14 protein-coding genes are annotated in these 12,744 nt (G+C 50.8%); 5 read left to right on the forward strand and 9 right to left on the reverse strand.

Going from position 1 to position 12,744, the window contains the following annotated elements:
- Positions 1–95: 95 nt before the first annotated feature.
- The 5 genes from JWF83_RS10190 to JWF83_RS10210 form a co-directional block, all read right to left on the reverse strand.
- On the reverse strand, positions 96–569 hold the full coding sequence (locus JWF83_RS10190; protein ID WP_413650096.1) for a lysozyme inhibitor LprI family protein: 474 nt from the start codon (positions 567–569) through the stop codon (positions 96–98).
- A 170-nt stretch (positions 570–739) separates the two neighbouring features.
- Entirely contained in the window at positions 740–1,186 is a 447-nt protein-coding gene (locus JWF83_RS10195) for a lysozyme inhibitor LprI family protein (protein ID WP_413650097.1), read from the reverse strand.
- Between the two features lie 241 nt (positions 1,187–1,427).
- Entirely contained in the window at positions 1,428–1,907 is a 480-nt protein-coding gene (locus JWF83_RS10200; protein WP_413650098.1) for a lysozyme inhibitor LprI family protein, read from the reverse strand.
- 44 nt (positions 1,908–1,951) lie between these two features.
- On the reverse strand, positions 1,952–2,419 hold the full coding sequence (locus JWF83_RS10205) for a lysozyme inhibitor LprI family protein (RefSeq protein ID WP_413650099.1): 468 nt from the start codon (positions 2,417–2,419) through the stop codon (positions 1,952–1,954).
- Entirely contained in the window at positions 2,416–3,345 is a 930-nt protein-coding gene (locus tag JWF83_RS10210; RefSeq protein WP_413650100.1) for a peptidoglycan-binding protein, read from the reverse strand. Before JWF83_RS10210 ends, JWF83_RS10205 begins: the two co-directional genes overlap by 4 nt.
- 372 nt (positions 3,346–3,717) lie before the next feature.
- On the opposite strand from JWF83_RS10210, the gene JWF83_RS10215 reads away from it, so the two are divergent.
- Positions 3,718–4,428: a GNAT family N-acetyltransferase gene (locus tag JWF83_RS10215; RefSeq protein WP_413650101.1), complete on the forward strand. Its 711-nt coding sequence runs from the start codon at positions 3,718–3,720 to the stop codon at positions 4,426–4,428.
- A 56-nt stretch (positions 4,429–4,484) separates the two neighbouring features.
- Here JWF83_RS10215 and opgB read toward each other — a convergent pair whose 3' ends face one another.
- Positions 4,485–6,782, reverse strand: a complete 2,298-nt coding sequence (gene opgB, locus JWF83_RS10220) for a phosphatidylglycerol--membrane-oligosaccharide glycerophosphotransferase (protein WP_413650102.1) — start codon at positions 6,780–6,782, stop codon at positions 4,485–4,487.
- Between the two features lie 270 nt (positions 6,783–7,052).
- On the reverse strand, positions 7,053–7,442 hold the full coding sequence (locus JWF83_RS10225) for a tautomerase family protein (RefSeq protein WP_413650103.1): 390 nt from the start codon (positions 7,440–7,442) through the stop codon (positions 7,053–7,055).
- Positions 7,443–7,560: 118 nt separating this feature from the next.
- Here JWF83_RS10225 and JWF83_RS10230 point away from each other — a divergent pair, with 118 nt between their 5' ends.
- From JWF83_RS10230 to JWF83_RS10240, 3 genes are all read left to right on the forward strand, one after another.
- Positions 7,561–8,484, forward strand: a complete 924-nt coding sequence (locus JWF83_RS10230; protein WP_413650104.1) for a LysR family transcriptional regulator — start codon at positions 7,561–7,563, stop codon at positions 8,482–8,484.
- Between the two features lie 190 nt (positions 8,485–8,674).
- Entirely contained in the window at positions 8,675–9,709 is a 1,035-nt protein-coding gene (locus JWF83_RS10235) for a tartrate dehydrogenase (protein ID WP_413650105.1), read from the forward strand.
- 55 nt (positions 9,710–9,764) lie between these two features.
- Positions 9,765–10,319, forward strand: a complete 555-nt coding sequence (locus JWF83_RS10240; RefSeq protein ID WP_413650106.1) for a GNAT family N-acetyltransferase — start codon at positions 9,765–9,767, stop codon at positions 10,317–10,319.
- 50 nt (positions 10,320–10,369) lie between these two features.
- On the opposite strand, the gene JWF83_RS10245 is transcribed toward JWF83_RS10240, so the two are convergent.
- Positions 10,370–11,191: an SDR family oxidoreductase gene (locus JWF83_RS10245; RefSeq protein WP_413650107.1), complete on the reverse strand. Its 822-nt coding sequence runs from the start codon at positions 11,189–11,191 to the stop codon at positions 10,370–10,372.
- Positions 11,192–11,291: 100 nt separating this feature from the next.
- Here JWF83_RS10245 and JWF83_RS10250 point away from each other — a divergent pair, with 100 nt between their 5' ends.
- Positions 11,292–12,185: a LysR substrate-binding domain-containing protein gene (locus JWF83_RS10250; RefSeq protein ID WP_413650108.1), complete on the forward strand. Its 894-nt coding sequence runs from the start codon at positions 11,292–11,294 to the stop codon at positions 12,183–12,185.
- On the opposite strand, the gene JWF83_RS10255 is transcribed toward JWF83_RS10250, so the two are convergent.
- A complete protein-coding gene (locus tag JWF83_RS10255; protein ID WP_413650109.1) occupies positions 12,178–12,732 on the reverse strand; it encodes a histidine phosphatase family protein in 555 nt (184 codons plus the stop codon). The genes JWF83_RS10250 and JWF83_RS10255 overlap by 8 nt on opposite strands.
- Between the last annotated feature and the right edge of the window lie 12 nt (positions 12,733–12,744).

Genomic DNA, 12,744 nt, shown 5'->3' on the forward strand with positions numbered 1-12,744 from the left:
ATCATCCTTCCTTCTGCCGTTGGGAGAAGGAAGGGTTTCCCTGAAGAAAGCATCGGGCCATATACCTGCATCAATTTATATTCCACTTTTATAATTCAACTTATTGTTTTTTTATTAGAGCTTTCAGTAATAAGCTTTATTTCTTCTGTGCGTCTGTTATTCATTTTTATATTGCAGGACATCACCGAGATATCGTGTGAGGTCGCCCACTCGCCCATTAAGTTAGCATTTGCCTCGCATAAATCTTTTTTTGCCTTTTCCCAGGCCTCTTGTGAGCGTGCAAACTGTTGCAAAAATACGTTGCTTATCTTTTCCCCCTCTACATCATTCAAGTGAAAAGGTCCATCATAGTCTTTATTTATAATCGACTTCATTCTGATTATTTCTTTATCTAATCTATCCTGTGATATGCGGTTTTCGTTAGAAACACAGTTGTCGGTGTTACTGAATGTTGATGGGAGGTTAGTAAAACAAAAATCTATGGTATCTTCAATGTCCAGCATTCTGGCTGATGCATGAGCGGAGTAAATAAAAACCACTATAAGCAATAATGTATTCGTTACTCTCATTTTAGATTCCTTATTCTCTTTATGGTCATGTTTTCCTTAACGGCGAAGTGTGTTACGTTTAAGGAATAACAGCCGTATGCCAGGGGGCGCTGGTGAGATAAATTTCCGAAGAAATCTGGGCGGCGCGGTATTTATCCCGTAAGCGAAGGTTATCATTGCCAGACTCTGTATCAGGGATCCGGCAATGATGGCTGCGTTTCACCCATCATATTGATCTCTTCAATACGGCGTTGGTTCATATTGATAAAACAACTTGTTAACTCCTCACCATAAGAGTGGCTATTCTGTGACGCAGCGCTGGCTGATTTACAATAATTTATTTTATATTCTCTCCAGTTTTTTTGACTTAATTTGAAATTTTGTATCATATCATAACGTTGCTCTTTACTTCCCATCCACCAGGAAGAGTAATTAGCGGATTCTATTTGTTTTAATTTATCCTGATATATTTTATTAAGGGCCAGGTTCGATTTATCGCTGATGTCCTCAATACATTCATCGCTGTTATCACCAAACTGACTGCTACAATGAATGACATTTTTGTTTGATAGTATTCCCGACTGAATATTATATTTTGCATGGGCAGCAAAGATAAAAATAACAGGGGTGGATATCATTATGCGAAATATCAGAGTTCTCATTTTAAATAACTCGCTCTTATCTGGTCTCTATGATTATTACCATGATGTGGATCTGTTCCAGGATAGTGGGTGATTTCCTTCATGGAAGAGTGTGGTGGTTTATGAAATAACAGCAGTAGGCCAGAGGTGCGCTGGTAAAGGAGATTGCCGAGCCCTCTGGCAGTAAGCGACTCAGTGCTTATACCGTAAGTTAAAGTTATCATTACCGGGCTCTGTATCAGGAGGCCGGCAATGATGGTTGTGTTTCACCCATCATATTGATCTCCTCAATACGGCGTTTGTTCATATTTATTTCACATTGCTTAATCGTCGGTTGGTAATCAAAATCTTCATCACCAATTGCAGAGGCGATTGCAAGGCAAAATTCTTTTTTATATTTTTCCCATGTTTCTTGTGATTGTAACAACCTTTTTTGATAAACGCTTGCTCGGCTTTCATCACTTTTACTGTTAAAGGGATCTGTATAATTAGGATTATTTTTTATTGCATTTAATGTTTTTTTAAATTCTCTATTAACATCTTTATTGCTATTGCTCCATTTTTTTTCAATACAGTTTTCACCTTCATGACGGTTTTCTATACCTGAGTAGCATATTGTTGATTCGTTACCATCAGTAAGAGGATTTTCTGCAGCCACAGCTGAATGTAAGACTAGTAGAAGTATATATTGTATGCTTTTAATGATTATTTTATTCATTTAAATAATCTATCCTTTTTCTGCTTGATTCAAATTGCATTCATTCAGGGGGCCGACAATGATGGTTGCGTTTCACCCATCATATTGATCTCCTCAATACGGCGTTTGTTCATATTTATTTCACATTGTTCCAGTGTAGGGTGATAGTCAAATCCATCGGTGTCTAACGGGGTGAGCAAAGCAAGGCAATACGCCTCCTTATATTTCTCCCACACTTTTTGAGATTCAATAAATCTTTTTTGGTAAATATCCCCCTTGGTGTTATTGCTGTCATTTTCAAATGGATCGATATAATTCTGGTTGTTGTTTATTTCAAGCGCGGTGTTTTTAATCAGAGATTCTAATTGGTTATTACTACTGTTCCATTTATCATGAATGCAATTAACTGCATCACTGGCATGGCTATAGCCAGCAAAGCAATCGCTCCTTTCCTGTCCCTGATACAGAACACTACTTGCTATACAGGTCAAAGAGGTAAAAATAAATAAAATCGTGGTGATTAATATTTTCATTTTAAATAACCGATCCTTTTTCGGTCTTTTTCATAGTCCATATAGAGACTATCTTTCTGAATAAAAGATGCCAACTCTTGCCTGTCATTCTTTCTTACCACAGAGAAGAGAGTGCTAACGTCATGTGCCGACTGATAGAAAATATCCACCACAATGTCACGAATTTTGGCATCTAAATTATCCCAGGAAATGGCATCCGTACTATTTTTTGTATGGCGATGATATGAGATTCGGGCCTCATTTAGTTTTTTTTGATACGCAATTTCAAACAACTTCACCTGTTGCCGGTGGCTAATCTCGCCAACCATCGGGCCATATACCTGCATAAACGTTCTTGCCTGATTCCCTTTCAGTCCGGCCGCCTTGGAGCAAATCACCGCCTTATACTCCTCAATACCCGCCTGTCGCAGCGTGGCGTAAACCTCGCCGCGGCTACGGCCACCCATATCGTAGCCGCGCCCCAGCGTCACGCCGGAAGTGCTCCCTCCCGGCCAGTGCAAAACGCGTGAGAAATAGGGGGTCTTATGCGCTCTGAAGGGCGCCACCGCAGTGATATAATCATGCCCTTCAGCATCAAAGGTTATCTGTCCCGCGCGCACATGTAGCGGGCCGCCATGATGACGTTGCCGCTGGTGGGGCGACATCTGTTTTAACGCCGTTATAAACCCGTTATCGACCGGACTGACTAAGCCGTCCGGCGACAGATTAAGTAGCCGCTGATACCAGCGAATCGCTTCAATAGTCTGCTGGTCGCATTTGCCGTTAATCTCCAGCTCACGTCCGGTGGCCTGCTGATAACCGGCGTTGATTATCATCTGCTGGAGTTTTTTAACTTCTTCCGGTTGATTGCTGCCGCAGCTTCCCACGGAGGTAAATAGCGTATGCGGATTTAACACCAGCGGATCGTGATAACGTCTGTTGGTCATTGGATATCCTTATCATTTCGTCGCCATGTTATGGCGGCATCCGTTATTGCGCAGGAAATAAAATATCTTGTCAGGTGAAGATATAATATCTCTGGCTAATATTAATAATGTAATTAATTTTGATTGAAATTGATGGCCATAAAATAATTCCTTTTATTGTTGGGCTGGTAAAAATTAAATCACAACTGCGGTTTTTATTTCAACCGTCATTAACCGCTATTGCGCGATCGGTAGCAGTAAAATCGCTTAACCCGATCATGAAGACGCTGACGGGTTAATCTGGATCGGTAAAATAGCCGTTAAGTGGATCTTTCTAATGGTCCACTCATCGGCCAGATTAGTGGTCATCACTGTCTTACCAGGAGCTCGTTAATGACATCTGTTACCAATCAATATGGACAGCCGGTTGGTCCGGATCTGCCGGACTGGACGCCTCGTTCTTTACCCCCCTCGGTGACCATCCACGGACAATATTGCCGCCTTGAGCCGATCGATCCGGCTAAACATGCCGCCGATCTGTATGCCGCCTATGCGCAGGCCGCTGACGGACGTGACTGGACCTATATGTTTGCCGGACCCTTTGGTGACTTTGACAGCTACCTGCTCTATGTACAGTCAATGGCGGGCAGCCAGGATCCGTTGCATTTTGCGGTTATCGACCTGGTAACACAGCGGGCGGTGGGGTCGCTGGCGCTGATGCGTATCGATCCGCAGCACGGCATGATGGAAGTTGGGCATGTGACGTTTTCACCGCTGTTAAAGCAAACGGCAACGGCGACGGAAGCGCATTATCTGCTGATGAAACTGGCATTTGATCGGCTGGGCTACCGCCGCTACGAGTGGAAATGCGATAGTCGCAATGCACCCTCAAGAAAAGCCGCCCTGCGCTTAGGTTTTCAGTTCGAAGGGCTGTTTCGTCAGGCGCTTATTTACAAGGGGCGCACCCGCGATACCACATGGTTTTCAATTATTGATGCCGAGTGGCCAGGGGTAAAACAAGCGCTGGAAAGCTGGCTGGATAGCAGCAATTTCGATGGCGAAGGCCGGCAGATTCGTTCATTGCAGTCGTTCAGGCCGGAGTAAACGGCAACCCGCCACCATCGGTGACGCCCAGGGCGGCGCCGCCGATCGGTCGTGCGTTACTGCACCGTTGGCACCACCTTGATATCCACCATCCCAATCCCCAGCCGGCGCGGATCGTGACCGGTGATATTACCTTCATTGGAGAGCAACGGCGCTGGCGGAGCAATCACCAGCGTGTCTGCGTTATGCGGATTACGGAAATGCAGGGTAGTGGTGCTGTCCTGCTCACCCAGATTCAATTGCTGCTGCTCTTCACCGACGCTAACCGGTATGGGCCGGTGAATATTCTCGCCGATGGCGCGCGCGGTGATCACCAGATCAAAATATTCTGGCAGCGGCTGGTTATATTCAATCTTCACTTCCGGCGCCAGATCGGCATTCGACCAGCGTCCCCACTCTTCCGCGCGCGAGATGCCGCTAAAGCTTTTTACCGTTTGTGGCGCGCCGGGCAGATTAAAAATAAAGCTGTTGGCCTGATAGCGAATATCGTTATCAAGGATTTTCAGCTGGGCGAGATTGTTGCGGTAGCGCTTATTGTCACCTTTTATCCGTTTAAATTTAACGCTGCCTTTATAGTTGTCGCTGTTAACTGCCACCACCACCGGCTTGCCATTAAGCTGGCCGCTGGAGAGACAAAGCTGGTTAGACAGGGCTAAAGCGGGCGCCCACATGCGCGCCATTTTGAAGCATTTATCCACCCAGATAAATTTTTCATCAGCAGCGAAATCAGCCAGCTGGTAGCGTAGCGGCGCCGAGTATTCACCTTCCGGTAAGGGTTCGACTTTACCTTCGCTAACGCGCAGCAGTAGCGGCAATTTAAAGCTGGCGCCGGAAAAACTAAAGGTGCCTTCTTTCTGATCGATGGTATAGCTGCTAATGGTTTTTGGGAAATTCCACAGCCGGACAATCGCCGGTTTCCAGTCGTTGATCTTCTCTTTCATATTGAGGAAGAAGGAAGAAAGCGACATACCGGACAGGCTGCTGCGCCCCAGACCGAGGTAGTTATCGCCACCTAAAATATCCAGTACCGTTGCGCCATTATCCAGCGAGCTGCGTTTCACCGGCACCAGCTCACTGGCTGGCTGGTCGCCGCGCACAATAAAGAACAGGTTTTTGCGGTCCTGTTTGGTGAGATATTTCCAGGCGGTATTGTTCATTGCCAGGTGATCATTGGAGACCACAATCACGGTGTTATGGAAGTAAGGCGATGCCTTAATTCTTTCAATCAGTCTGGCAATATGCTCCTGACTGCAGGCCACCGCACTAAGGGATTGATTCACTTTTCCGTCGATGCTGTAACTTTTACGCTGACAGCTGCGCGAGATAAAACCGTCGGGATGGTGGGTATCCACCGTCAGGGTAAATAGCGCAAACGGCTTTTTCTGCTGTGACAGCTGGGTAAATTTCTGCCACACCTCGTCCAGCACGGTATCGTCGTAATAGCCCCAGTTGTTGCGGTATTTTGCATCATCGACCAGCGGTTCCAGCTCCTGCAAACCATAGAGATTTTTGCTGTCAAAACCGTGCGATTTGAGGAACAGATCTTTACCGGCAAAGCGCAGATCTGCCCCCTGCATAAAGTAATTGTCGTAACCGGCCGCTTTCAGAATATCACCAAGACAGATATTCTCCGGGTAGAAACTTGACAGCGCTGCCGAAGCATTGCCGGTAAAGGGCGCAAACAGGGGAATACCGCATTGCGAAGCGACCATCCCGGCGATGGTATATTCAGTGCCGGGCAGCTGTTCTGTCTGACTGAAATCAATTGCGTTCTCTTTTACGGCGCTTAATTCGGTTGTCAGATCGGGAAAGGCCTGCTGGTCAAAATAGGTGCGCTCCAGACTTTCGGCATAGATATAGACCAGGTTGAGTTTACCGCCATTTATCGTTTTATGCGGTACTTTATAGTGCGCCGTAAAATCAGAAGCGCCCTGGCGGGTCTGGGAACGCACCAGCTCAAACACTTGCTGAAACGCCGGGGTGGTTTTAATCGAAGCCAGCGCCAGCAGTACCGCCAGCAGGCTATAGCCAATATGGTGCGGACGATCCTTGCGCCGTAGCAATATCCAGGAAAGCAGGCAGAAAATAAGAAACAGGACCAGAATCAGCCCTATCCCGGGCAGCACATATTTACTGATCCCGGCGCCTTCCATGCTACTGGTTAAGGTGTAGATTACCGCATCGTTAATGCCATCACCGGTAAAATAATCACTGGCAAATAATGTGGCATTAAGAATGATAAATATGCTTAATATAATTAACAGCGCGCTGAACCAAAATTTATTACGGCCGGCTTTCGTCGCATAAATTATAATAGCAACGATAAATAACACAGCAGAAAGCAGTTCAGACAAGATCAATTCCCCTCATTATAATTCAGCACTTTCCCTGGAGCTTTTCCTCCTTTAACGGCAGCGATACCTTAGTCTAATTTAGCTCCGGGATCGCAGACAGGCAACTGGCAGCGGCCGAAATGCGGGGCAAATCAGAATCAGACTAAAAAACTGGCGCAGCGGCAGAAGGGCGTCCGCAGCGAAAATGGCGCAGGGTAATTGATTTCTGAGGTAATTTTAGCGGTGTTAGCGCATGATGCCTGACCACGCCAGGCATCACAGCTGCAGGGATTATAATTCGCCGGTCATATACTGGGCGACGCCGTTGCCAAAACTCCAGTCGCCTTTGTCGTTGGTGATAAAGGAGATCATCAGGTCACTCCCCTCAATGCCGCAGCTCTGTTTAAATTCACGCGCCAGTTCCGCCATAAACAGTTGTTTCTGCTGGTCGCTGCGCGGGCTGGTAAACACCCGCACCATCACCAGATTGTCAGTGCGTTGCAGTCCGAGACCGGTATCCTCAAATACCATCTGATATCTTTTATTTTCGTGAACAATCTGATAGCGGTCGCGTTGCGGCACCTGAAAGGCAGTGAGCACGGCGCGGTGCGCGGCATCAAGCAGGGTTTTTAATTCAGACTCTGAGCGGCCCTGGATAACGTCAAACTGTAATAAAGGCATAGAAACTCCTGATGATATGACTTAAGAGGATAATCTTACAGCTGTTATCCTGGACCAGCGGCTGACGAAGAAAAAGCGCTATACTTAAAATGATTATTTACTATATTGAACAATCATTATGAAAGAGCTGAAAACTGAAGCGTTATGGATGCATCTGCACTGGCTGACGGTGCTGGCCGAGCAGGGGAGTTTTACCCGGGCGGCAGAGCGACTGGAAGTGAGTAAAGCGGCAATGAGTCAGAAAATAAAGCAGCTGGAACAGATGGCGGGGGTGGCGCTGGTGCAGCGCACCACGCGCAGCGTGCGTCTGACCAGTGCCGGTGAAAAGCTGGTGGACGATTTGCGCGCGCCGTTTTCCCAGATAGCGCAAAGTTTTTACAGTGTGCGCGACTCCAGTGGCCCGCTGCGGGGGCTGGTGCGGGTGACGGCGCCGGTGGCGTTCGCCCGCCAGCAACTGGTGCCGCATATCAGCAGCTTTTTGCGTCAGCATCCGCAGGTGAGGGTGCAACTGGAGGTCTCCGATCGGCTGGTTTCACTGACCAGTGAAGGTTATGACCTGGCGATCCGCCACAGTAATTCGCTGCCGGAAACCCATGTGGCGCTGCCGCTGTGTAATACGCGCGCGCTGCTGGTCGCCTCGCCGGGCTATATTGCGCAGCATGGCATACCGCAAACGCCGCAGGCGCTGCAGCAGCATCAGTGTCTTTACTATCCGCGCGGCGTCGAGTTGCCGCGCTGGACCTTTGCCCATAGCACGCAAGCCGGCGAGCAGGTAACGGTCAGCGTCAGTGGTCCGTTTGCCACCAACAATAGCGAGTCGATCCGTGATGCGGCGCTGGATGGGCTGGGGATTGCCATGCTGCCGGACTTCAGCGCGCAGACGGCGCTGGATAACGGTACTCTGCAGGTGATTTTGCCGCAGTGGCATGCGGTTGGCGCTTTTGCCGAAAAACTGTGGATTGTACGGCCCTACGCGGCGCAGGTGCCGCGTGCAGTCACCGGCTTTACCCACTGGCTGCGCGCCGCTTTCCGTAATGACTAATCAACTACGCTTATAATAGTCACTTCTCACTGACCGCCAGGGCGATTCAGCATCATCTGCCGCGGCCAGCCGCTAAAAAAGCAGCGCAAATTGTCTGCTTTAGCGAAGATGGTGAACCAGATGGTGGCCACGCCAGCGGTCGGCGGTGGTGGTCTTTTACCCTGAACGGCAACAGTTTGCGAGGGAGTGGATGAACAACTATAAAGTGGCAGTGATCCCGGGTGATGGTATTGGCGTCGATGTTATTAATGCCGCCTGGCAGGTGCTGGAGCTGAGTGCGAAGAAACATCATTTCAGTCTGCAGGCCGAATGGTTTCCCTGGTCCTGCGATTATTACCTCGAGCACGGGGAGATGATGCCGAAAGATGGCATCGACCGGCTGCGCCAGTTTAAGGCCATTCTGCTCGGCGCGGTTGGCTGGCCCCAGCGGGTGCCGGATAATGTGTCGCTACATGGTCTGTTGCTGCCGATCCGCAAACAGTTCGATCTGTTTGCCAATGTGCGCCCGCATCGCCTGTTACCAGGCGTGCGCGGTCCGCTGCGTGAGGAGAATTTTGATATTCTCTGTATTCGCGAGAATACCGAAGGTGAGTACAGCGGTGCCGGTGGGCGTATCCATCAGGGCACGCCGCAGGAGGTGGCAGTGGAAACCTCGATCTTTACCCGTCAGGGAGTGGAGCGGATTCTGCGGTTTGGCTTTGAGGCGGCGCGGCGGCGCAGTGGACGTCTGGCATCGGTGACCAAATCCAATGCGCAGAAATACACCATGGTTATGTGGGATGAGATCACCGAGGAAATTGCCCTGCAGTATCCGGACGTTAAAGTGACGCGCTATCACATTGACGCCATCGCGGCACGCTTTGTGATGCAACCGGCGTCGCTGGATGTGGTGGTGGCCTCCAATCTGTTTGGCGATATCCTGACCGATCTCGGCGCCGCCATTCAGGGCGGCCTTGGCTATGCCGCCTCGGCTAACCTGAATCCCGATCCGACCATGCCATCAATGTTTGAACCGGTACACGGCTCCGCGCCGGATATCGCCGGGCAAAATATTGCCAATCCGATTGCCGCCATCTGGTCCGGGGCGTTAATGCTGGAACATCTGGGCGAGAAAGCGGCGGCGCAGGGCATTATGCAAGCTCTGCAGCGGGTGACGGCGGAAGTTCCGCTCCACCAGACACCGACTACCGCAGAGATTACCGCAGCGGTACTGCGCTTAATTTGATCGCCATGCTCCGGCGATGGTTAAATAGCCTGAGACCAGCGCCAGGAGCAACACGATGAATTACAGCAGGGTACGTATTGAGACTCCGCGTCTGATTTTACGCCCTTTTACCCCTGAGGATGCCGACAGCTGGTTCGCTATCATGCGCGATCCGCTGGTGATGCAATACTGGGGGCATGGGCCATGGCTGGATATCAGCCAGGCGCGAGAGGCGATTGCCGACGATATCGAAGCGATGGAGACCGGAGAGTATCTGAAGCTGGCGATTTGCGAGAAGTCGCAGGCTGAATGCCTCGGGATGTGCATTTTTTTCCATCATCACTATGGTTCACAGCGTGGTGCTATTGGCTATTGTCTGGCGCCGGAGGCGCAGGGCCGTGGTTATATGACGGAAGCGTTGCGCTACTTTTTTACTTTTTTGCACCAGCGTATGTCATTGCGCCGTCTGGAAGCGGATATCCATCCGGATAATCTGGCCTCGGCCCGGGTACTGGAGCGCCTCGGTTTTCAGCGCGAAGGGCTGATGAAAGAGCGCTGGTGTGTAGATGGCGTGATTTCGGATTCGGTGCTGTTTGGTTTGTTGCTAAATAAGCCGTCGTGGTCGCCATAGGTGGTACGGGCGGGATCGATTCCGCCCGCATAACGGTCAACGGCTGAGCCTTAAACCTCATCCATATCCGTCGACAGGGTAATGGCTTTACTGGCTTCGAGGTCGGCTAAACGCTGTTCCAGTGCTGCCTTGATCAGGTTCAGGGCATCACTGCCAAGGGCCAGGCGATGGGGCGCAGGCGAGCGGTCGACACTGGCAATCATCTCGCGCACCATCTTTTTCGCATCACCATTCCACGGGAACGGTTTACGCAGCATATGCGCCGGGGTATCAACATATTCCGCCATCGCTTCCGCCATCACCAGACCTTTATCACGGAAGCCGGTACGCGCGGCACCGGGTTCGATCAGGGTGAATTCAATATTAAATCCGCTGACTTCCTGACGTACCGCTTCGATAAACCCCTCAATCGCCCATTTGGTGGTGTGATAAAGACTCAGGCCTGGAAAGGCAATCTGCCCGCCCATTGAGGAAATTTGCAGGATGCGGCCACCCCCCTGGCGACGCAGGTGTGGCAGTGCGGCGCGGGTAACCTGAATCGAGCCAATCACGTTGGTATTAATTTGCTGCACAATCTGCTCATCGCTTAACTCTTCGGCAGCGCCGCCGAGGCCGTAACCGGCGTTACTGACAATCACATCAATACGCCCCAGTTCGCTAAAGGCACGATTGATTACCGCGCGTACCGCCGGGGTGTCAGTGACATCCAGTGCCGCGACCCACAGCGCCGAACCGTAACGCTGTTGCAGATCGTCGAGTTGCGCCGGGGTGCGCAGGGTGGCGGCGACACGGTCGCCGCGCGCCAGCAGGGTTTCAGTCATTTCGCGGCCAAAGCCGGAAGAGGTGCCGGTGATAAACCATGTTCTGGACATAATCGATTTCCTGTTGTTGTGTGGCTGGTTTAATCACTTTAAGCCGCATAGATTGGTGTTACTATCCGTCTAATTTCGCATGCAGAAGTGAAAATTAGCCATGAATCAGCAACCTGACCTGACATCACTAACGGCATTCGCCACCATTGTCAGCCATGCAAGTTTTCGCAAAGCGGCTGATGAACTCGGCATGTCGCCGTCCACCCTGAGTCATATGATGCGTACGCTGGAGGAGAAAATGGGGGTGAGATTACTGCACCGCACCACCCGCAGCGTATCGCCAACCGAAGCCGGCGATGCGCTGTTTGCCAGCCTGCAGCCCGTATTACGCGATCTTGCCAGCGCCCTGGCGCGGGTGGAGGATTTTAGCCAGCGTCCGCGCGGCAATTTGCGCATTAACTCCAGTGAGATCGCTGCACGTTACCTGCTTAATCATGTGGTTCCGCGTTTTTTGCAACAATACCCGGATATCACGCTCGATTTGGTCACCGAAGGACGATTGATCGATATTGTCAGTGAACATTTTGATGCCGGAGTGCGGCTGGCTGAAGGGGTACCGCAGGATATGATCGCGGTGCCGTTTGGCGGCCCTGCGCGCTTTGTGGCCGTGGCCTCGGCAGGTTATCTGCAGGGGAAGCCGCCACTGCGGGTGCCGGATGATTTAGTCCATCACCAGTGCGTACGTTTTCGTCTGCCGAGCGGCAGGCTGTATCGCTGGGAGTTTGCCCGGCACGGACAGGAGATCGCCATTGCCCCACAGGGAGCTCTGATGCTCGACCACCTGGAATTAATGGCGGAAGCGGCGGTAAAAGGTCTCGGCATCGCCTATGTCCCCTGGGCGGTGGCGCAGCCTTATCTGCAACGCAGTGAGTTAACACTGGTGCTGGAGGAGTGGTGCCCGGAAATTCCCGGTATGTGCCTCTACTATCCCGGCCATCGCCACGTTCCCGCCGCGCTGCGCGCTTTTATTGATACGCTGCGCCAGATTAAATAAACGGCCGGTGATAGATTGCCGTACTCCAGTGGCGGCTGCTGGCGTGTTTTTCTGCCTGCCAGCCCCGTTTACGTAATTCGCGGGCGATCATTTTGTTCATAATACCGTGACCGACCAGTAGTACCGTGCCCTGTTCGGACAGTCTGACCAGCTGCTGCGCCGCCCGTCGGGCCCGTTCGCTGGCTGATTTAAAGGATTCCACCGAACCGGAATAGCCGCAAAACCACAGCAGTCGCCAGAACGACAGCCAGAATGCCGGCGGCAGATGCAGCCCGGCAAAGGGCAGAATAGGTAACTCAACTTCACTGTACAAGGCATCGCTGTCATTAGCCTGCATCCCGAGTTTCTCCAGTGAAGAGAGGGCGCGTGGCAGGGTACTGGTGACAATTACATCCGCATGTTGCGCGATCACCACGCTGCGCTCCGGCGGCAGATCGCTTACCAGCGATAAGTTGTACTGTTCGCACCACTGCTCCATCGCCAGCGCAGAAATACGTGTCGGTGACTGATGATCAGGTCTGCCATGCCGCATTAATATAATAGCCATAATTATCAGTCC

The sequence above is a fragment of the Pantoea sp. B65 genome (genome assembly GCF_047308185.1).
GTDB lineage: Bacteria > Pseudomonadota > Gammaproteobacteria > Enterobacterales > Enterobacteriaceae > Erwinia.

What these genes read in the sequence shown, in the direction of transcription:
- JWF83_RS10190 (WP_413650096.1), bottom strand. Translation starts at nt 569, where the DNA reads ATGAGAGTAACGAATACATTATTGCTTATAGTGGTTTTTATTTACTCC.
- JWF83_RS10195 (WP_413650097.1), bottom strand. Translation starts at nt 1,186, where the DNA reads ATGATATCCACCCCTGTTATTTTTATCTTTGCTGCCCATGCAAAATAT.
- JWF83_RS10200 (WP_413650098.1), bottom strand. Translation starts at nt 1,907, where the DNA reads ATGAATAAAATAATCATTAAAAGCATACAATATATACTTCTACTAGTC.
- JWF83_RS10205 (WP_413650099.1), bottom strand. Translation starts at nt 2,419, where the DNA reads ATGAAAATATTAATCACCACGATTTTATTTATTTTTACCTCTTTGACC.
- JWF83_RS10210 (WP_413650100.1), bottom strand. Translation starts at nt 3,345, where the DNA reads ATGACCAACAGACGTTATCACGATCCGCTGGTGTTAAATCCGCATACG.
- JWF83_RS10215 (WP_413650101.1), top strand. Translation starts at nt 3,718, where the DNA reads ATGACATCTGTTACCAATCAATATGGACAGCCGGTTGGTCCGGATCTG.
- JWF83_RS10225 (WP_413650103.1), bottom strand. Translation starts at nt 7,442, where the DNA reads ATGCCTTTATTACAGTTTGACGTTATCCAGGGCCGCTCAGAGTCTGAA.
- JWF83_RS10230 (WP_413650104.1), top strand. Translation starts at nt 7,561, where the DNA reads ATGAAAGAGCTGAAAACTGAAGCGTTATGGATGCATCTGCACTGGCTG.
- JWF83_RS10235 (WP_413650105.1), top strand. Translation starts at nt 8,675, where the DNA reads ATGAACAACTATAAAGTGGCAGTGATCCCGGGTGATGGTATTGGCGTC.
- JWF83_RS10240 (WP_413650106.1), top strand. Translation starts at nt 9,765, where the DNA reads ATGAATTACAGCAGGGTACGTATTGAGACTCCGCGTCTGATTTTACGC.
- JWF83_RS10245 (WP_413650107.1), bottom strand. Translation starts at nt 11,191, where the DNA reads ATGTCCAGAACATGGTTTATCACCGGCACCTCTTCCGGCTTTGGCCGC.
- JWF83_RS10250 (WP_413650108.1), top strand. Translation starts at nt 11,292, where the DNA reads ATGAATCAGCAACCTGACCTGACATCACTAACGGCATTCGCCACCATT.
- JWF83_RS10255 (WP_413650109.1), bottom strand. Translation starts at nt 12,732, where the DNA reads ATGGCTATTATATTAATGCGGCATGGCAGACCTGATCATCAGTCACCG.